18 protein-coding genes are annotated in these 17,860 nt (G+C 53.1%); 13 read left to right on the forward strand and 5 right to left on the reverse strand.

Features of this window, described 5'->3' with window-relative positions:
• Positions 1-354: 354 nt before the first annotated feature.
• Both ACR0L1_RS08215 and ACR0L1_RS08220 read left to right on the forward strand, forming a co-directional pair.
• Positions 355-915 (forward strand): OsmC family protein, encoded by a 561-nt coding sequence (locus ACR0L1_RS08215; protein ID WP_480858174.1) that lies wholly within the window; start codon positions 355-357, stop codon positions 913-915.
• A 24-nt stretch (positions 916-939) separates the two neighbouring features.
• The gene (locus tag ACR0L1_RS08220; RefSeq protein ID WP_480503375.1) at positions 940-2,193 is read left to right on the forward strand and encodes an NAD(P)-binding domain-containing protein; all 1,254 of its coding nucleotides are present in this window, start codon (positions 940-942) and stop codon (positions 2,191-2,193) included.
• A 3-nt stretch (positions 2,194-2,196) separates the two neighbouring features.
• On the opposite strand, the gene ACR0L1_RS08225 is transcribed toward ACR0L1_RS08220, so the two are convergent.
• The 3 genes from ACR0L1_RS08225 to ACR0L1_RS08235 form a co-directional block, all read right to left on the reverse strand.
• Complete coding sequence (locus ACR0L1_RS08225) at positions 2,197-3,960, reverse strand: adenylate/guanylate cyclase domain-containing protein (RefSeq protein ID WP_480503374.1); 1,764 nt, start codon at positions 3,958-3,960, stop codon at positions 2,197-2,199.
• 298 nt (positions 3,961-4,258) lie between these two features.
• Entirely contained in the window at positions 4,259-4,612 is a 354-nt protein-coding gene (locus tag ACR0L1_RS08230) for a putative quinol monooxygenase (protein WP_480858177.1), read from the reverse strand.
• 96 nt (positions 4,613-4,708) lie between these two features.
• Positions 4,709-5,470 (reverse strand): IclR family transcriptional regulator, encoded by a 762-nt coding sequence (locus ACR0L1_RS08235; RefSeq protein ID WP_480858179.1) that lies wholly within the window; start codon positions 5,468-5,470, stop codon positions 4,709-4,711.
• 69 nt (positions 5,471-5,539) lie between these two features.
• Here ACR0L1_RS08235 and ACR0L1_RS08240 point away from each other — a divergent pair, with 69 nt between their 5' ends.
• The 5 genes from ACR0L1_RS08240 to ACR0L1_RS08260 all read left to right on the forward strand — a co-directional run bounded on the left by ACR0L1_RS08240 (position 5,540) and on the right by ACR0L1_RS08260 (position 9,717).
• Positions 5,540-6,895, forward strand: a complete 1,356-nt coding sequence (locus ACR0L1_RS08240; protein ID WP_480858181.1) for a selenium-binding family protein — start codon at positions 5,540-5,542, stop codon at positions 6,893-6,895.
• Positions 6,892-7,257 (forward strand): 2Fe-2S iron-sulfur cluster-binding protein, encoded by a 366-nt coding sequence (locus ACR0L1_RS08245; protein ID WP_170789615.1) that lies wholly within the window; start codon positions 6,892-6,894, stop codon positions 7,255-7,257. The genes ACR0L1_RS08240 and ACR0L1_RS08245 overlap by 4 nt, the downstream gene beginning before the upstream one ends.
• 3 nt (positions 7,258-7,260) lie before the next feature.
• Entirely contained in the window at positions 7,261-7,725 is a 465-nt protein-coding gene (locus ACR0L1_RS08250; RefSeq protein ID WP_170789616.1) for a CoA-binding protein, read from the forward strand.
• A gap of 337 nt (positions 7,726-8,062) precedes the next feature.
• On the forward strand, positions 8,063-8,605 hold the full coding sequence (locus ACR0L1_RS08255; RefSeq protein ID WP_170789617.1) for an adenylate/guanylate cyclase domain-containing protein: 543 nt from the start codon (positions 8,063-8,065) through the stop codon (positions 8,603-8,605).
• Positions 8,599-9,717 (forward strand): tetratricopeptide repeat protein, encoded by a 1,119-nt coding sequence (locus ACR0L1_RS08260; RefSeq protein ID WP_170789618.1) that lies wholly within the window; start codon positions 8,599-8,601, stop codon positions 9,715-9,717. Before ACR0L1_RS08255 ends, ACR0L1_RS08260 begins: the two co-directional genes overlap by 7 nt.
• 143 nt (positions 9,718-9,860) lie before the next feature.
• Here the strand turns inward: ACR0L1_RS08260 and ACR0L1_RS08265 are convergent, their stop codons facing one another.
• Entirely contained in the window at positions 9,861-10,814 is a 954-nt protein-coding gene (locus tag ACR0L1_RS08265; RefSeq protein ID WP_170825526.1) for an ornithine cyclodeaminase family protein, read from the reverse strand.
• A 143-nt stretch (positions 10,815-10,957) separates the two neighbouring features.
• Positions 10,958-11,938 carry a nuclear transport factor 2 family protein gene (locus tag ACR0L1_RS08270; protein ID WP_480858184.1) on the reverse strand — a complete coding sequence of 327 codons (981 nt, stop codon included), beginning with the start codon at positions 11,936-11,938 and terminating at the stop codon, positions 10,958-10,960.
• Between the two features lie 333 nt (positions 11,939-12,271).
• Here ACR0L1_RS08270 and ACR0L1_RS08275 point away from each other — a divergent pair, with 333 nt between their 5' ends.
• From ACR0L1_RS08275 to ACR0L1_RS08300, 6 genes are all read left to right on the forward strand, one after another.
• Positions 12,272-13,321 carry a GFA family protein gene (locus tag ACR0L1_RS08275; protein WP_480858186.1) on the forward strand — a complete coding sequence of 350 codons (1,050 nt, stop codon included), beginning with the start codon at positions 12,272-12,274 and terminating at the stop codon, positions 13,319-13,321.
• A gap of 245 nt (positions 13,322-13,566) precedes the next feature.
• The gene (locus tag ACR0L1_RS08280; RefSeq protein WP_480858477.1) at positions 13,567-13,815 is read left to right on the forward strand and encodes a DUF3604 domain-containing protein; all 249 of its coding nucleotides are present in this window, start codon (positions 13,567-13,569) and stop codon (positions 13,813-13,815) included.
• A 373-nt stretch (positions 13,816-14,188) separates the two neighbouring features.
• Complete coding sequence (locus ACR0L1_RS08285) at positions 14,189-14,890, forward strand: DUF6538 domain-containing protein (RefSeq protein ID WP_480858187.1); 702 nt, start codon at positions 14,189-14,191, stop codon at positions 14,888-14,890.
• A gap of 53 nt (positions 14,891-14,943) precedes the next feature.
• Complete coding sequence (locus ACR0L1_RS08290) at positions 14,944-15,504, forward strand: tyrosine-type recombinase/integrase (protein WP_480858189.1); 561 nt, start codon at positions 14,944-14,946, stop codon at positions 15,502-15,504.
• A gap of 322 nt (positions 15,505-15,826) precedes the next feature.
• Positions 15,827-17,368 carry a YfjI family protein gene (locus tag ACR0L1_RS08295; RefSeq protein ID WP_480858191.1) on the forward strand — a complete coding sequence of 514 codons (1,542 nt, stop codon included), beginning with the start codon at positions 15,827-15,829 and terminating at the stop codon, positions 17,366-17,368.
• Entirely contained in the window at positions 17,361-17,687 is a 327-nt protein-coding gene (locus tag ACR0L1_RS08300) for a hypothetical protein (RefSeq protein ID WP_480504412.1), read from the forward strand. Before ACR0L1_RS08295 ends, ACR0L1_RS08300 begins: the two co-directional genes overlap by 8 nt.
• The last annotated feature ends 173 nt before the right edge of the window (positions 17,688-17,860 follow it).

Below are 17,860 nucleotides of genomic sequence, written 5' to 3' on the forward strand. Positions count from 1 at the left end.
CCTCTCGGACATTGCAAACTCGGTTTTGAAGGTCCGCTTTGGGCTGATTGTGGTCCTTTAGAGCAAGAATGCGGATGGCTGCAAAGTCCGCAAAACGGTCATTAAGACAGAACGCAGCGAACGGCTGCTCTGAGCTCGAAGCGGTCATTCAAGAAAAAAGTTGCGTAAATTGCAATGCTCGATTCATAGCATTTCCCATCAGACTTCAGGCATTTCGCTGTCCGGAGATTTGCGGCTCTGCTGGGCCATGTCTTGGCGTCGGCGAGCGCACTTCCGGAATCCAAATGTCAAGGCGCGCAAAAGATTGTTTTTTGTGTTATTAACTGTGGATGTTTCAAATGCCGGGGGAACTCTATGGAACCGACTGAGCAAACTGTGGACAACGGCGTCAACGTTGGCGCACTTCTCGAAGCACGTGAAGCACTGACTGCCACGCCGGAAGCCGCAAGGTTCAAGTGGCGCGCCGACTGCGAATGGAAGAATGGCACGCACAGCCACTCAAGCGTCGAAAGCTTCTTCGGCCTCGGCGAAGAGCAGCGGCACCGCAAGGTGTTTACATTCAATTCGGATCATCCGGAGCTGTTCGCCTCCGAGGACCATGGAGCGACACCGGTTGAGTACGTGCTGGTGGGACTTGCCAGTTGCCTGACTGCAGGCATAGCCGCGGTTGCGCAACACCGAGGAATCCAGCTGCGCTCGGTGAAGGCGACACTTGAAGGTGACATGGATGTGCAGGGTATTCTCGGGATCGATTCCGATGTCCGAAATGGCTTTGACGGCATCAATGTGATTTATCAAATCGATGCCGACGCAAGCCGTGAGGATATCGAGGCGCTGGTGGCGCAATCGCAAAAGCGCTCGGCAGTCTTCGACATCATCACGAATCCGACGAATGTCTCGGTGACTGTGAAGTAGCGGGCCGGGCCTTAGAAGCATTCGATGTCTGATCGCCTGACCACAGTCGTTGTGATCGGCGCCGGCCACGCCGGGCTTGCCATGAGCCGATGCGTCGCCGAGCGCGGTATCGATCACGTTGTTCTTGAACGTGGCGAGGTGGCGAATTCTTGGCGAACCGAACGCTGGGATTCGCTTCGTCTGCTGACGCCGAACTGGTGCAGCCGGCTGCCCGGTTACGCATATGGCGGCGACGATCCCGACGGTTACATGAACATGGCTCAGGTGATCGACTTCATTGGCGAGTATGCCACTGTAATCTCGGCCCCGGTGGAGACGGGTACGACGGTAACCTCAGTTCGGGAGGCAGACCCCGGCTTTCGGGTCGAGACCGATCGCGGGGCCTGGCACTGTCGCGCCGTTGTCCTGGCTTCGGGCGCCTGTAACCTTCCGGCTGTTCCGAAGCTGGCAGGTGACCTTCCCAATGATATCCTGTCGATCGACACCAAGACTTACCGCAGACCTTCAGACCTGCCGGACGGGGGTGTCATGGTGGTCGGCGGATCGGCGACCGGCACACAGCTTGCCCGCGAGATTCACCGTTCCGGGCGGCCCGTGGTCCTTTCAACTGGCGAACATGTACGTCTGCCACGGGTCTATCGGGGCCGTGATATTCTGTGGTGGATGGATGCCTGCGGGCTGCAGGACGAGACCTATTTCGAGGTCGAGGATCTCGAACGCGCGCGCACCGTGCCCTCGCTGCAATTGACGGGCACAGACACGCGCGACACGTTGGATCTGAATGCGCTGACGGATGAAGGGGTCAGGCTGGTTGGCAAGCTTGCAGGCCTGCGCGACGGCTCAGCGCTGTTCTCCGGTTCGCTTAATAACGTCTGTGCGTTGGCCGATCTCAAGATGAACCGGCTTCTCACGACCGTTGATGAATGGGCCACCGAAGCAGGACTGGACAGCACGATGCCCGTTCCGCACCGGTTCGAGGCAACCCGCGTACCGAATCGTCCGCCGCTAACCATGAAACTGCGTGCCGAGGGGATCCGCTCGATCGTCTGGGCGACAGGCTACCGCCCCGACTATTCCTGGCTGCATGTCCCTGTCTTCGACCGCAAGGGCCGGGTCCGACACAACGGTGGCGTGGTTGATTGGCCGGGAATGTACCTGATGGGAATGCAGTTTCTGCGCCGACGTAAGTCCTCTCTGATCGATGGGGCCGGGGAAGATGCGTACGATCTGGCTGCCCATTTGGCAGACTGGCTGGACGGGCGCGTGCAATCGGCCTGAGCGCTATTCCGGAAGACCAGCCAGGTGAAGGCTGTCAATCAACTCGTCGACGAGTTTTGGGTCAACGAACATAGGGTTCTTGCGAACGGCACTGAGCGAATAGCGGGGGATATCGGCCAGAAGTTGGTCGATGGCGCGCTTCGCCTCATCCATCCGACCGAGCCGGGCGTTCGCGCAGGCCAGAGTGACCAGCGCACCGAATAAACCGGGGTCGCTTTGCAGTCCCCGGTTCGAGAGATCGATGGCCTTTTCGTATTCGCCACGGAAGAAATAACCGTGACCAATCGCATCGAGCAACCAGCTACCCCGGAAGTCCCGTGGCGTGCTTTTGAGCGCTGTCTGACAAGCCTTGATGCCCTCTTCGAGTTCGCCGCACATGATCAACGAATGTCCGAGTACGGCGTGGCCCTCGGCATAGTAAGGATTAAGCTCGATCGCGCGCCGGGCAGAGGTCACGGCGTCCTTCGCCTTGCCAGTGTACATCAGAACACAGCCAAGTGCCTGGTTCGCTTCGGGGCTTGCCGGTGCCATCCGAATGGCTCTGTTGGCGAGGTCCAGTGCCCGGCGGAAACCCTCTCGCGCCGGCCGCGTCCAGCCATGAGTTGCCATCTGCCCATGGCAGAGTGCCAACAGTCCATAGGACATAACGAAATCCGGCTCCAGTTCGATTGCCTTGTCGAGGTGTGTGATCGCCTCCTCCAGCGCCTGCTTGGTCATTGTGAAATAGCCGCGCAGTGCCAGCAGATAGCGGTCCCATGCGGTGTGGTCCTGGTTTTGCTTCAGCAAGACATTCGATACTTCAGCTTGCATTATTTCCGGTCCGAGCGTCGACGCGATACGCGTAACGACATCGTCCTGAGCCTCGAACGGATCTGCCACGTCTGCATCCAGCATGTCGGCCCAGACGTGGCCCTGACGCTCTGTCTCGATCAACTGGACGTTCACCCGCGCCCGCTTGTCGGCCGAGCGAACGCTGCCTTCGAGCACATAGCGAACGCCAAGTTCGCGTCCGACGCGTTTCACGTCAACAGGCTGGCCCTGATATCGGAAGGCGGCATTGCGCGCAGCCACAAACAACCAGTCAAAACGCGACAGCCCGGTCGTCAGATCCTCGCTGACACCGTCGCAAAAATATCGCTGATCGGAATCGCCCGACAGATTGTCTAATGGCAAGATTGCGATCGACGGTCGGACCGTCACGGCCGACGCCGCAGTCGCAAACGGCATCGTGATGCTTCCGGCTGGCTTCACCTGATAGACCCGGACCGGCTCGGCGATGTTTTTGACAGTCTGTTCACCGAGGTCTTCGAATTTGACGTCGACTTTGCTCTTGACCTGGTCGTAGACCGAACCGGCGATGCATATGCCGCCCGGATCTGCGATTGCCTCAAGCCGGGCCGCGATATTGACGCCGTCGCCGAAGATGTCGCCGCGATCGATGATGATGTCGCCCAGATTGATGCCGATGCGAACCAAGATGGCCTTGGCCTGGGGCAGATCGGCATTGCGTCTTGAAAATCCCGCCTGGATATCAATTCCGCACTCAACGGCATCGACTACGCTTTGGAACTCGACGAGCGCGCCATCTCCCATCAGCTTGACAACGCGCCCACTGTGGCCTGACACCGAGGGATCCAGGATAGACTTCTGGCAGTCCAGCAGGGCGGCATATGTTTCAACTTCATCCGCCGCCATTAGTCGGCCGTAACCAACGACGTCGACCGCAAGAATCGCCGATAGCCTTCTTCGAACTCGTTCCTGAGACATCCAACCGCGCCATAGCTGTTCGAACCACAATAATCTGGAGATCGACTGGATGCCAACCAATCATTCCAAGCCTGTCTGATGGTTCACTCTGGAAATTCGCGAGGAACATACAGAATCTGCAAAAGCAATTTGTAACTTCTGAAGCCATCGCCGCCGTGCTCAATGTACGACGACGGCTTTGTCCGCATAGCAGTCGTTCACGCCAGATGCAGCATACGAGTGCACCGAGCCCAACGCAGACCAGCACCAAAATCCATAATTTTCTCGCACCGGCGATAGCTTCAAACGTCGGTCAGTTTTACCATAGTAGCAGGCTTGTTTTTTGCGCCTCGAAACCTTTTGGCGTCGGAAAAAGCGAGCGCATCCTGGCAACAAGTTCGATCTCACCATCCAGCATCTTTCGGACAGTGTTTAACCAGTTATTGAAGGTTTCAGATTCCCAATGATCTTGGACCGCGGCTTCGTTCCTGAACACCTCGTAGAAATAGAAACGATTTGGGTTTGTTTCATCCACCATAATATGAAACTGGAAAACTTCGGGTTCTTCACTGACAACATTTTGCGCTTGGAAGATGCTGGCGTCCAAAAAGGGCTGCCGATACTCAGGTTTTACGTTGATCACGAAGAACCCACCAAACATTGCATCGTCCATATTTGTCTCCTTCATTGATCTAAAAGCGGCGAAGGTCGCAAAACACACCTGTCCTGCTGGATGGCGTTAACCTACAGCACTGCGATACCCATGAACCTAAGCGGGTATCCTTTCTTTATCTGCTTCACCCCATCCTAGCGCGCGTGCAAGTTCGTGTGACATTGTGGTAAGTGTATGGCCAATCTTTTCTCGCTTCGAAGGTGTAAACACCCGAAGAGACGCCGTAGCGCCGATTGAAAGCGTCGCACCAACACCTGTCTTAGTCAGCGTTGTTGCGACAGAACTGATCCCGCGCTCGAGCTCTTCAACACACATGGCATACCCTTTGGCTCGAATGACATCGAGTTCCGTGGCCAGATCCTTAGGGTCTGTAATCGTGCGATCTGTGTACCGCTTAAGCTGCCCATCCAATCGGTCTTGAGACAGCAGCTCAGGCGACACGGCGGCGATTGCCTTGGCGCAAGAGCACGCGTGCATTGGTCGTTTGCCCATACCTGGATGAAGAAAAGACACGCCCGTCTGCGGCGTTTCCACATGAATAATCTCAACCCAATTGCCCCGTAGCCGAGACAAGAAAAACGCAGCGCCATAGTCATTCGCGGCGCCAGAGAGGACAGGCGCAATCACTTGCAAAATAGCGGGATCAGAGTGATCGCTCAACGTGATACGCTTTAGCCTAATCCCAATCGCGAACTCACCGCGGGTTGGTGATTCAAGGAGGCCGGACAAAACAAGGTCTTGAACCAGCCTGTAGGCCGTCGGTTTAGGTATTTCGGACTGGGCACAGATATCCGCTACGGACGCACGTCCTTTTTGACCCACGATTTCCAAAATCAGCGCTAATCGTTCGAGATGCATTTTCTCACTTTTTGATAACTAAGTTTTCGATATACGATACAATTTAGGGAATCAAGGGAGGAGCACTCGATGGATGGACAATGCTGTGGACCGGGCTTCAAGAGTCCGCAAGAAGCCATCAAAGCCCCCCGAGAAAAGCTACTCTACACGATCGCCATCTACACCGGGACAGGGATCCAGAAACCTGATTACCTTGCTACAGTGGATGTCGACCCTGACAGCCCGACCTATTCTCAGGTAATCAATAGGCTGGAAATGCCGGGGATTGGGGACGAGCTTCACCACATGGGGTGGAACGCCTGTTCGTCCTGTCACGACGACGGCTCGATGTCCCGCAAATACCTGATCCTGCCAGGCGTACGCTCTAACAACCTTCACATCGTTGATACAGCCACTGACCCGCGTGCGCCGCGGTTACATAAGGTCATCGACGGGGCCGAGATCAAGGCCAAGGCAGATTTATCGGGACCGCATACCGTGCATTGTTTGGGCTCGGAAATCATCATTTCCTTCCTTGGAAATGCCAAGGGTGAGGCTCCTGGAGGCTATCTGCATCTCGACAAAGAGTTCAACATCGTCGGTCGCTGGGAAACCTCGATGGGCGATATCAAATTCGGCTATGACTTCTGGTACCAACCACGCCACAACGTGATGGTCAGTTCAGAATGGGCTGCGCCCAATACCTTCATGCCAGGCTTCGATCTGGAAGAAGTTGGCCATCTGAAATATGGGCGGGAGCTGCATTTTTGGGATTTTGAAAAGCGCGAACCGGTCGAAAGCTTCTATTTGGGTGAAGACGGGCTGTTGCCACTGGAAGTCAAGTTCCACCATGACCCCGACAGCACGCATGGGTTCTGTGGCGCAGCTCTTTCGACCAATGTGATCCATTGGTGGCAAGACGATGCTAAAAAGTGGCAGTGGGAAAAGATCATCGATGTCGAAAACGAGATGCACCGCGAATGGCCGATCCCGTTGCCGGGGGTGATGTCAGCGATCCTGATCTCGATGGACGACAAATACTTGTACCTGAACAACTGGCTGCATGGAGATATGCGCCAGTATGACATCACCGACCCGCATAATCCCAAGCTGACCGGCCAAGTGTTTATGGGGGGCCTTTTGGGTAAAGCTCCGATCGTTAACGGGGTCGAGGTCGCGGGTGGTCCGCAAATGTTCCAGCTCTCTCTCGACGGACGAAGGCTTTATGTCACGACCTCGCTGTTCTCGACTTGGGACAATCAGTTCTATCCCGAGATCCGCGAAAAGGGCGGGGTTATGGTGATGATCGATTGCGACCCTGAAAACGGTGGCATGAAGATCAATAAGGATTTCATTGTGGACTTTGGCGCAGAACCGAATGGTCCATCGCGCTGTCACGAGAGCCGGTATCCGGGCGGTGATTGCACAAGCGACATCTGGCTATGACTACGTATACCGTGACGATCGCGAACAGAGATGGCGCGCAATATTGTGTGGATGCGCGGCGTCCACTTTTGGAAACGCTGAGAGAACAAGGCGTCGACTTGCCTTTTGGGTGCAAGTATGGCGGCTGCATTACCTGCGCAGCAAAACTAAAGACTGGCGCGATCGATCAACGCCGACAGGTTGCGCTGAATAATCGGCAAATCGCGAACGGCTATGTGATCCTTTGCGTCGCGCGTCCGACATCCGACATCACGCTTGAGATCGGGGTCGAGAGCCATGACAAGCTGTACCGCAATCCGTTTCTCGACCCTCTCAAACCCCACGAACTCAAGGCTGACATTGCGACGCCGAAGGAAGGTTAACCGATGCCCGAAGCAGATATTGACCGCATCTACGATTACGACCCCAAATACCTCGCCGACATCCTGCAGTCGGTTAAAACCATTGCAATGGTGGGGGCTAGCGCGGACAAAACGAAATTTAGCTATGGCGTTCTGCGACAGCTGAGTGAAATCGGCTATGATATTCTACCGGTGAATCCTAACCCGAATGTTTCGGAAATTAGAGGGCTCAAGGTCTACCACTCGCTGGAAGAGATCGACAAAAATGTTGATATGGTTGACGTTTTTCGCCCGAAGGAAGAGTTTTATGCCTTTGCCGAGAAGGCTATCGCAATCGGGGCAAAAGTTCTTTGGGGTCAAATCGGTGTGTACGACGACAAAGCAGCGCAACTCGCCGAAGCGGCGGGCCTTAAAGTCGTGATGAACCGATGCCCCAAGATTGAACTCTTCCGCCCGTTTTGGAAGCCGCGCCTGGACCTAAAGATATGATGGAAATTCGATTGGTAGCGACCTCCTCAGCATCCAATAATGGTGCCAATTGAGATACTGTGCTTACGGAAGAGAAGACACGTAATCCAGCCCGCTTTACGAAATCCAGGTTCTCTAAACCCAAGAATGGCCGTTTTGTTTATAGAACCAACGGCCACCTTGTCCACGAACCAGATATTTAGGTTACATCCCAGCGCTGCGCAGCGGCGAACGGCAGCTTTGTCCTGCCGCGACCTGGATAAGCGGTTACGACGATTGTTGGATCATACCAGCATTTGTATAAGTAATTGCCGCGTGGGTTGACGCTGAGCCCGACCATCTAAATGGAGGACGAAACTTGGGCAGCCGTTTAGCAGTGATCATCGTAGCGGACATTGTCGGTTATTCCGGGATGATGGCCCGCGACGAAAAGTCAGGGATAGCGACAGTCAAAGAGATCAACGACGCCAAGCTGGTTCCGATCTGCGATCGCCATGGGGGCGAAATCCTCAAGCGTTTGGGCGACGGATGGATCATTGCATTCGGGTCGATCATGGCGGCTCTGGAATGTGCCACTGAGATACAGAGTAAGCTGGCCAAACAACCAATGAAAAAGTTACGTATCGGCGGCCATTTGGGTGAAATTACCGAGGATGAAGACGAATTTTATGGCACCGGGATCAACCTTGCGGCCCGGCTCGAGGCCGAGGCACCACCTGGCGGCATCATGATTTCGCAAGACCTCTTTCGACAGCTTAGCGGCAGTCTGGCAGCACAATTCGAAAGCGCGGGGCTGCTCGAGTTAAAAAACATTCCCGACCCGGTCGAGGGTTTTTTTACTGGTCGCCTAAGACAAAGGTCGCACCGGAAGAGGATAAGCGCCCCGTCATCGTCGTGGTGAAGATAGAGTTCGGGCCAAATGACGAAGAAACCAAGGCCGCAGCGCTGGAGTTGCGTGACCAGCTCTTGATGAACCTGTCGAAACGCACCGGTATTCGGGTTGTGGACGCGCTCACGGCGATGACGCTTGACCCAACCTATTTTCTGCGCGGCAGACTGCGGATGGCGGCGGGCAAAGCGCGGCTGAGTATATCTCTGGTGCTGTCTGAAACCGGCGAGCCTTCTTTCTCGCAGAACTATCAAGGTGAAACTGCGGACATCTTTGCGTTCTTCGACGAAACGGCTGCACAAGTAAACGCGGATATCCGCAACCACCTGAACAATTTTGATGCCGAGCGTGTGAAACATATGCCGATCGAGGAAATGGGCATATCCGACCTTCTGGCACGCGTCGCGAGCACCGGTCAGTCAGGCAAACACAAAGAATGGCTCGACGCCAGGAAATATCTGGACCGGGCGCTGGAACTGAACCCGGACCATCCGATGGTTCTGGCGATGTCGTCTATGGGGGATATCCTGTTTGCCCGAACGAGGTTCGAGGAAATTGAACCCTGCAAAGCCGAATTGCTGGAAAGCGCATTGAACCTCGCGTTGGTCTCAATGCCCAAAAGCGATTACCTGTTTGCCGTTCGCGGTATGTGCTATTTGTTCGGCAAAAAGGATTTCAAAAGCGCCAAGCGCGACTGCCATCACTCGCTGAAGCTCAACCCGACCTATTATTTTGGCCGCTTAATCCTCTCCATGGTTGAGATCGCGGAAGGCAAATTCGACGATGCTCTTGCAACGTTGGAGCAGGTGGAGGGGTTGGCAACCGAGAAGTCCTATGAACCAATGCGGCAGGTCAATCTCGCGGTCTGCCTGTATTGTTCCGGCGACTTTCAGGGCTGTGCCAATGCTCTGGACAGCGTTATCCAGCTTCAGCCCGGCTTCTGGACGCTCCATCGGTTCAAGGCAATCGTACTGAGAAAACTTGGCGACACTGACGCCGCCGCAGCAAACGACGCCGTTGCCGATGCTCTGTCAAAAGAACCGACGATGTTCTTTCTCAAGCCGTTGCTGCGAGCCGAGCGCGCCGCCCTGCTGGAAGCTCTCGTCCCAACAGAAGGTTTCTAGTCGTGGGAAATGCGGTGGCAGGCAGCTGCCTCAAAAACGGAAGCCACCCTGACCTGGCCTTATTTCATGTCGGCTCTGTCCGCTCAGCGGTCATTAGAGAAAATTCTGCGAACGGCTGCTCTGAGCCCAAAGCCGAAAGATTCCTACTTTTGCCGAGCTCGTACCTCGGCGGCCCGACGAACTGCGAGTACCGCTGTTGCGTAATCTCCCAAAGAAATCCCTCTGAAAGCGAATGCAGCCGGTTTCTCGCTTAAAGTGGTATCGACTGCTCCCGAGACAATTTCCGTCAAGTCCCCTGTTACCCGCTGATATGGCAGCATTGGTTTGTCGCTTTCAGATTCCTGTTTTCGGTCGTCAACAATAACAGTTTTGAAAGCGGTCATACCCTCTGGAAGCCACGGAATGCAGGCATCTGTAATGGCGGCGAAGGCAGTCGGCTTTAGCCATCGGGCATCCAGAAAAGGTTCGATGGAATAGTCCAAAGTTATTGATGTCACTACCAGATCGGCATCACGCAAGGCGTCCTTGGCACTGGTGGCTGTTTGGGCCTCGAGGTCCATGTCCCGAGCCCGGCGACAAAGCTTGTCGACATTCGCTTTGCCACGTCCGAACACACGAATGCTTTTCAAGGGGAAAACTTCGGAGAACGCAAGCAAATGGGAGTGAGCTTGCACGCCGGCCCCAACAAAAGCCACTGTCTCAGCATTGGGATCAGCAAGTCGACGCGCGGCGACGACTGACAGCGCCGCTGTTCTAACAGCCGTTACCCAATTTGCCCCTAAGACTGCCCGGAGAACCCCGGTTTGCCCGTCCATTACCATGATAGCGCCGTTAATCGCAGGGAGCCCTTTTGCCGGATTGTTCGGACACACCGTTACCTGTTTGGTCACGATGAACCCATCATCTCCTACTGCCAAGGTCGACATTGCGTACCGTCCATCCCCGGGCAAAATGGCTGTCTTAGGGGACGTATGAAGCTGCTTACTTGCCTTGGCTATCAGCGCAGATTCAATCGCGTCGGCAACTTCCGAAGGTTGGATCCCTAAACCTTCCAAGTCTTCGTCAGAAAGATAAGTTATTTTGCTTTCAGAAGTCATGTTGGCGCCGCTCCGCTTTGCAAACCGGCTTCCCGATTAGGCTATCAAATTGCATGTTAACATAAGCTTTGGGTGTCTAGATTGGGACCTCGCTCGAGTACATTATTCGTTGCATTGGGATTTCTGTTTTCATGCCTACGGTCTCAAGTTGTCTCAAGCCAGTTGAGTTTGAAAATTGTATGCTCTCCTTCGAGACCTTTAAGCGGAACAGTCATTTGCTCGGCAAACTGAAACTCCTGTGATCCGCCCACCATGATCCGTGTGGCATCCGAGACGCGGATGTCACTTGGTGCTGCCAGGGCGGCTATACGTGCTGCTTTGTTGACAACGGTCCCGAAGTGATCAGCATCAGAAGTTATCACTTCGCCGGTATGCAAGCCGATGCGAACCCGCAACTTTGGCTCGTTTGTTTCCGCCGCGTTCGCCTGTTGAATATTTTGAGCTGCCAGCAATGCTGCCCTTGCGGAAGCAAAAGACGACATCACCCCGTCTCCCAGTGATTTCACCGTACGTCCACCACTCCCGACGATCTGCGTTTCGACAAGTCGCAGATGTCTTCCGAGGGCGTCGCTCCAAAGCGTATCGCCTATAGCCTCAGCGATTTTTGTGCTGTCCGCGATATCGGTGAACATGATGGTCGCTATACCACTTTGGCCGAGTTCGTGGGGTGTAGAGAGGGCGGCATCAAGCAGTTCCTCAAAGCCTCTGGCCTCATACCCAAATCCCTCTACGTTGTTGACCGGTAGGGAATTGTGAACGTGCACAATCTTCCAGGATCCTTTGTCGAGTTTCAGAATGACCGTAGAGCGTAGGTGCGCGATCTGTCCTGTTTCAATACCCTCAATGCTTGCTTCCCATTCGACCCAACCGAGTGATCCGCATTCAAATCCTCTCAGGTCTTTTGGGTGCCACTTGAACCGTGGAACCTCCCCGATGTATTGCTCCATACCGCGACGCAGCGCATCGCCTTTCCAAGCCTCGCCCTGTGCTGAGCCAAAGTATGACAGGGCAGTGTCATCAGAAAAAAGATGTGCCACCGTCTCACCATCGCCCCGACCGTAGGCGTTGATCCATCGTGCCACTATAGCGGCCAGTTCTGGTGAGGGGCTGATCGTATCTCTCATGTCAGAACGTCGCGTCGACGGCCAGAAAACTGCTTCGAAAAATATGACCTTCGCACGTCCCGTTCCTTTTGAAGCGTGTCATGGCATAACCTTTCCCGAGATCTCCATTTCTGAGGTCCTGTCAGTGTAGGCCAAGCCGGAGCGGCCATAAAGACATAGTCAGCTTTGTCCGCAAAGTAGACGTTCAAGCAAGGTGCAGCGAACGACCGCATTGAGCCCTGAACGGTCTTTCAAAACTGGAAATAACACCTCAGCTACCGTGGCTCGCTGCGACCGATTTTATGTTAAAGTAAGCAGGCATCAATTGGTGATTGTTGGCTCGGAGCAACGGAGATGGAACGCAAATTAGCGGCCATTCTGGCCACCGATATAGTCGGTTTCGCGGGATTGGTATCACGCGATGAAAGCGGAACATTAGCTAAGTTGGTTCGACTAGAACGTGAAATCATCGGCATGCAGGTGGAAGCAAACCGGGGTCGTGTTTTTAAGTCTACTGGCGATGGGTTTTTGGCTGAGTTCTCGAGTGTCTTTGAGGCGGTCAATTGTGCAATTAACATTCAAAGAGCCTGCGCACGCGAAGCACGCCGGTCGAACAGTGAGGACCCTCTCATCTTACGCGTCGGCGTTTCTCTCGGTGATGTCGTTGTACACGGCGACGATATTCTCGGAGACGGCGTAAATACTGCGGCACGGCTTGAAGCAATAGCGGAACCAGGTGGAATCGCGGTTTCAGGAGAAGTAATGGCGCAAATAGCGGGCAAGATAGATCTTCCGCTGGCGGATTGCGGTCACAAAAGACTCAAGAGAACTGATAGTCCAATACATGTCTACATGACCGTTTCAGAACCCGGAGAAGAGGGAGGTTTTCTGGATTTTGATGAAGATGAATTGGCCAAAACTTTAATAACTGGTGGCTGCATCTGTGGGTTGGTACGGTATGAAATAAACGCGCCTGCCATAAGCACCGGGTATTGCCATTGTAGTTGTTGCAGGAAATTTTCTGGTTCAGCAGTTAATGCATGGGCGGCTTTTCCCGCTTCTGCTGTTCGATTTCTCACCGAGGAACCTCGATACTTCGCAACTACGCCGATAGCAAATCGTGGCTTTTGTGCCAGATGCGGGGCAAGCCTAACTTATAAGCTCGTGAAGCCACGAGAAACGGCCTATCTGGTCCTGCATACTTCGAGCCTCGACCAACCGGAAAACTTTGCTCCTTCAGTCCACTCCGGAATGGAAAGCAAAATGCCTTGGTTTGATATTTTGGATGATTTGCCGCGGACAAGATCTTCAGACTCCAGAGTTTTGCAAGAAGCGTGGTCAAGTGTCGGTCTACCAGACCCTGAAACTTGGGGACCTTTGGCTAAGCCGCCTGAGGTTTTTTAGTGACCGAGCGATTTCTGCTTTATCCCGCATGGCGGTCATTCAACGCAAATAATCCAAAGTCTGGTATCCGGAGGAGCGGCCGTTCGCGCCTAAACCTTCGGAACCCGTTTTGAGATGACGGACGGCTGCTGCCGTCCGTCAAACCGTCAGATGTCGATCTTCTCCGCGATGCTCAACGCGTCGTCGAGTTCGACCCCAAGGTACCTGAACTTGTAAACGCGGCGTGTGACGGCTCGGTTGGCAATATAGTGGATGTAAAGAACGCGTCTTGGACAAATGACATTGGCCAGGCAATTCTCGCCGGATATTGGGAAGACCCGGACTACGACCCGACGCAAAGCGCGTTCTACTACGTGAGAGTGTTGGCAATACCGACACCGCGGTGGACGACATACGATGCAAAGGTGTTCGGAACGCAGATCCCTAACGAAGCCCCGCATTCGCTACAGGAACGAGCTAACCTATCGCCAATATGGTACATACCTCGCAGATGATTTTTTGATAATCCAATACGGCCATTCGCATGGTTTGCTTCGGGCTCAAAGCGGCTGTTTGAAGCAATCCGCGTGAGAGTCTGCTATCGTATTTGACCAACGTCCTATCACTTGACATCGAGTTGTGTGTGGTAGGTATCGTGGTATTTCTCCTGATACTTCTAATTTATTTCTCACTTAACAGTATCTTATGGGCTTAATTATGCTGACTTCGTCTCCGCCACTAAACTGCCCATACCATGGGCATTCTTCAGGAAAAAACGCATTCTTTTCAAACGCGTAAGGTTTCTTTAACCGGCGCATGCCAGTGTTTCCCGCATGAAATCCCGCATAGAATCCCGCATGGATGCGGAATTTGAAGGAGTGCACTGACATGGGCATCACATTGGATCGAGGCCGCTATTACTTTGTAATGAATGTCCCAAAGCATCTTTTTGGCAAAGTACTGGGCAAGAATGGGCAGCCAGTAAAGCAGATCAGACAAGCACTCCAAACAGCGGATTTGAGTGTGGCTAAGCGCAAAGCTTTTGAGCTCGAAGAACTAAAAAGAGCTGAGTGGCAATTCCTGGCATTAGGCGAGGAAGCTCTGGCATACGAGAAATACCAAGCAGCCAAACAGATCTCAGAAGCGCATGGTTTTGACTATGTTCCGAGCGAAGTATTGCTAAAGAGAACCTTTGATGAGAACCTGCCGCGTTTAATGGCGGCAGCGGGAACAGTGTGCTCGCACCAGCCACCAGAAGTGGTTGAGGCGCTTCTAGGCAGCGTGAATGTCGCTCTGCCCCCATTGCGTAAGGTTCTCCAAGAATATGTGGACTTACAAAAACACGACATTTGCGCAAGTCGGATCAACAACGGCATCTTTGGTGGCTACCTCGAGAGCGAGCTGTCTCAAATTTCGAAAGAGCAGTTCCCAAAAGAAGAGCTACTGGCATCGATAAGATCACACGCGAAGATGCGTTGGCGTTCCGCGAATGGTGGTCGAAGCGGGTTCAATCAGGAGAAACGCGAGCGGAGACCGCTAACAAAGACTTTGGCCACCTCTCTCAAGTTTTTCGAGAGTGGTGCGAGCTGAAAGGGCACCACTCACTTGAAAACCCTTTTGCTCGGTTGCGCTTTGACAAATCAGTGGATCCCGTGATTTCTCGACCTCCATTTTCCAAGGAGTGGGTAAACACAAAGCTATTGGCGACCGGTGCGTTTAAAGGGTTGAACGCTGAAGCCGCGGATACACTATTGGTGCTTATCAATACAGGTTTGCGTCCCTCGGAGGTACTATCATGTCCACTAGAAGACTTTTGCCTCGAAGGTGAAATCCCGTTCATTCGCGTGGCCGCTCACGGACGTGAACTCAAACAACGACACTCTGCGCGTGATATTCCACTTTTGGGAATATCCTTGGAAGCTGCAACGCGCATCGTCCGTCGAGGTGGTATCAAAAGATACGCTCACAAGGCCAACGCCTGGTCTGGAGTTGCCAACAAGTATTTGGAAACGAACGGTTTGAAAGAAACGCCGCAGCACACGGTATATAGTTTGAGGCACTATGTTGAAGACGCACTTTTGAGTGCAGGGATCGATGATCGAGTGCGTGCAGATATCTTGGGGCACAAATATGCCCGGCCAGTCTATGGAACTGGTGGAGGTTTAAAGATGCGAAAAGAAGCGTTGGCAATGATAGCATTTTAGAATGGCAACGAACCGTACTGTAATAAATTATCAATAAAATCTGCTATTATTTGATTGTTGCATACATACACGGAGGTCACTCATGACACCACTTGCAACGAAAGAACTCACCCAGACCAGAAAACTCAGAAGTCGAATAATCTTGCGATTATCGACCTGCTGACTTTCTGTCTGGTTTCTCCATTAGATGAGCATCGTTCTTCAAGTTTTGTCTATACCTTGAATGAACTTACGTCTCGGCGAAAGCACCTCCCCAAAGTGGCCAGCGGGCGCTGACGTAATTCGCACATCGAACTACGCATAAAACTGAAGGATTCAAAAAATGTCTATGAAAATAGGCAAGGGCGAAGCTGTGTCTGAAACCTCTGTTTCAAACCAATTTGCGACTGCCGCAAAACACCACCCGAAAAACGAAGCACCGGAACCCCTTCTACGCCAAAGAGACCTAGGATTAGCTCTGCCCGAAGATCATCTTGGTGCGTTGCGGGAAGCTACTGAGGCAATAGCATTCCTAACTGATGCGCCAATCGAAATTGCGTTCCAGTCGGTTTTGGCGATGGCATCACTTGCGACGCAGACTATTCGTGACGTAGAAACCTTGGCTGGTTCAGCTCCATTGAGTCTATTTCTGCTTACCATTGCATCCTCGGGGGAAAGAAAATCGACTTGCGATAAACTCGCATCCAAACCGATTCAGGACTGGGAAGAAGCTCAAGCCCCGGCCTATGAAGACGCTCGAAGAGCATACGAATTCGAGTTGTCCATATACGAAAACATGAAGCGACAAGCGCTGAAGGCACAGACAGAGGAAGGTTGCGTCGTCGAAAACGCCGCCCCTCAATCGCCTGTTCCACCTGTCGTGCCTCGAAAGCTACTGCCCGATATTACGTTTGAAGGCGTTCTTCGCCATTTCGAGGACGGCGATCCCTCGATTGGTATCTTCGCCGACGAAGGTGGCCAGTTCTTTGGTGGACACGGTATGGGCAAGGACAATCAGCTCAAGACCGCAGCCGGGTTATCAAAACTCTGGGACGCAGCGCCCCTAAACCGGACCAGAGCCGGTTCCCCGCAAGTCACATATCGGCGCAGGCGCGGAGCTCTTCATTTGATGATTCAACCAGGTATCGCGGAAAGTGTGTTGCGAAACGACGTTCTACGAGATCAGGGGCTTCTTTCTCGCATGCTTATCGTTTGGCCCCAAAGCCGAATTGGCAAACGGCTCATTGTCATTTCCGATGATTATCTAGAAAAACGGCGTTTGGCCGAAAGTAAGCCTACCAAATACCACAATCAGCTGGCTTCACTTCTACGCCGATCCAAAAATACTGGTGCAAATCAATTAGAGCTTGAGCCAAGAGTTTTGCCTTTAGATCCTGATGCGAAGACACTCTTGATACGATTTGCAAACAAAGTTGAAACCCAACAACTTCCAAATGAATCTCTGTCGCACATAACTGGCTTTGCATCTAAGGCAGCGGAGCAAGCAGTACGAATTGCCGGTGTTCTGGCGGTTTTTTCTGATCCAGACGCAGAGTCTTTGTCCATTCGCGACATGGCATGCGGTATCAAACTTGCTTCTTGGTACATTGCAGAAGCTCAGCGACTCTTGGATGCAGGTCCTGTCGATAAATCTTTGGAACTGGCGCAGGAACTGCTCGATTGGCTAAAGGCGCGGTATCCAGTTGAACCTTTCGATAAGAGAACGATCGTAAGGTTTGGACCAGGCGCGATTAGGGATACTAAGACTGTAAAACGCCTGCTGTGCATTCTGGCAGAGCATCGGCACATTTGTGAATTGCCGGTCGGAACTGTGATTAATGGGCATGAGACCCGTGAAGAATGGGGGCTGTGCCACAATGAGTAAGCTGTTCAGCTTTGACCTTGATGAAGATGTTTTGGATCCACGTGTAGCGTCTGTACGCAGTCAAACTCACAATGAACTCAATTCCCCAAAACCGGCGATAACACTCTCAACAGTCGGTTACAGTGCCCATCACCAAGGACATTTGCAGCACCAGTCGCAAATGTCGCTTGTCGCAAAGTACATGGCTCTAGATCCGATTGCACTTCACGCATTCGAGGAGAGAGCTGCAATTCTAGAATTTGATCAGGGATTATCCAGGGAAGAAGCTGAATTGGAGGCGTTTAGGACGGTGATGAAAGAATACCAGGAGAGGGCCTAGCGGTTTGGGTCCTTCTCGGTGGATGTAACGTGGGTTTGTTTGCGCCGTGTTGTGTTAGTCAGTTTCGAGGAATTGACGAGTGGGCATTTTCATTGGGGTTGTTGATATACGGGAGGACAACGAAGCTATTAGTCGCTGTGCTCCGCGATTTCATCCGCGCCGACTAGGTGGCC

It is taken from the genome of Ruegeria sp. J8, assembly GCF_056531925.1.

Bases quoted from the DNA above. Each gene is read 5' to 3' on its own strand.
- ACR0L1_RS08215 (WP_480858174.1), top strand. From the start codon at position 355: ATGGAACCGACTGAGCAAACTGTGGACAACGGCGTCAACGTTGGCGCA.
- ACR0L1_RS08220 (WP_480503375.1), top strand. From the start codon at position 940: ATGTCTGATCGCCTGACCACAGTCGTTGTGATCGGCGCCGGCCACGCC.
- ACR0L1_RS08225 (WP_480503374.1), bottom strand. From the start codon at position 3,960: ATGTCTCAGGAACGAGTTCGAAGAAGGCTATCGGCGATTCTTGCGGTC.
- ACR0L1_RS08230 (WP_480858177.1), bottom strand. From the start codon at position 4,612: ATGGACGATGCAATGTTTGGTGGGTTCTTCGTGATCAACGTAAAACCT.
- ACR0L1_RS08235 (WP_480858179.1), bottom strand. From the start codon at position 5,470: ATGCATCTCGAACGATTAGCGCTGATTTTGGAAATCGTGGGTCAAAAA.
- ACR0L1_RS08240 (WP_480858181.1), top strand. From the start codon at position 5,540: ATGGATGGACAATGCTGTGGACCGGGCTTCAAGAGTCCGCAAGAAGCC.
- ACR0L1_RS08245 (WP_170789615.1), top strand. From the start codon at position 6,892: ATGACTACGTATACCGTGACGATCGCGAACAGAGATGGCGCGCAATAT.
- ACR0L1_RS08250 (WP_170789616.1), top strand. From the start codon at position 7,261: ATGCCCGAAGCAGATATTGACCGCATCTACGATTACGACCCCAAATAC.
- ACR0L1_RS08265 (WP_170825526.1), bottom strand. From the start codon at position 10,814: ATGACTTCTGAAAGCAAAATAACTTATCTTTCTGACGAAGACTTGGAA.
- ACR0L1_RS08270 (WP_480858184.1), bottom strand. From the start codon at position 11,938: ATGAGAGATACGATCAGCCCCTCACCAGAACTGGCCGCTATAGTGGCA.
- ACR0L1_RS08275 (WP_480858186.1), top strand. From the start codon at position 12,272: ATGGAACGCAAATTAGCGGCCATTCTGGCCACCGATATAGTCGGTTTC.
- ACR0L1_RS08285 (WP_480858187.1), top strand. From the start codon at position 14,189: ATGGGCATCACATTGGATCGAGGCCGCTATTACTTTGTAATGAATGTC.
- ACR0L1_RS08295 (WP_480858191.1), top strand. From the start codon at position 15,827: ATGTCTATGAAAATAGGCAAGGGCGAAGCTGTGTCTGAAACCTCTGTT.
- ACR0L1_RS08300 (WP_480504412.1), top strand. From the start codon at position 17,361: ATGAGTAAGCTGTTCAGCTTTGACCTTGATGAAGATGTTTTGGATCCA.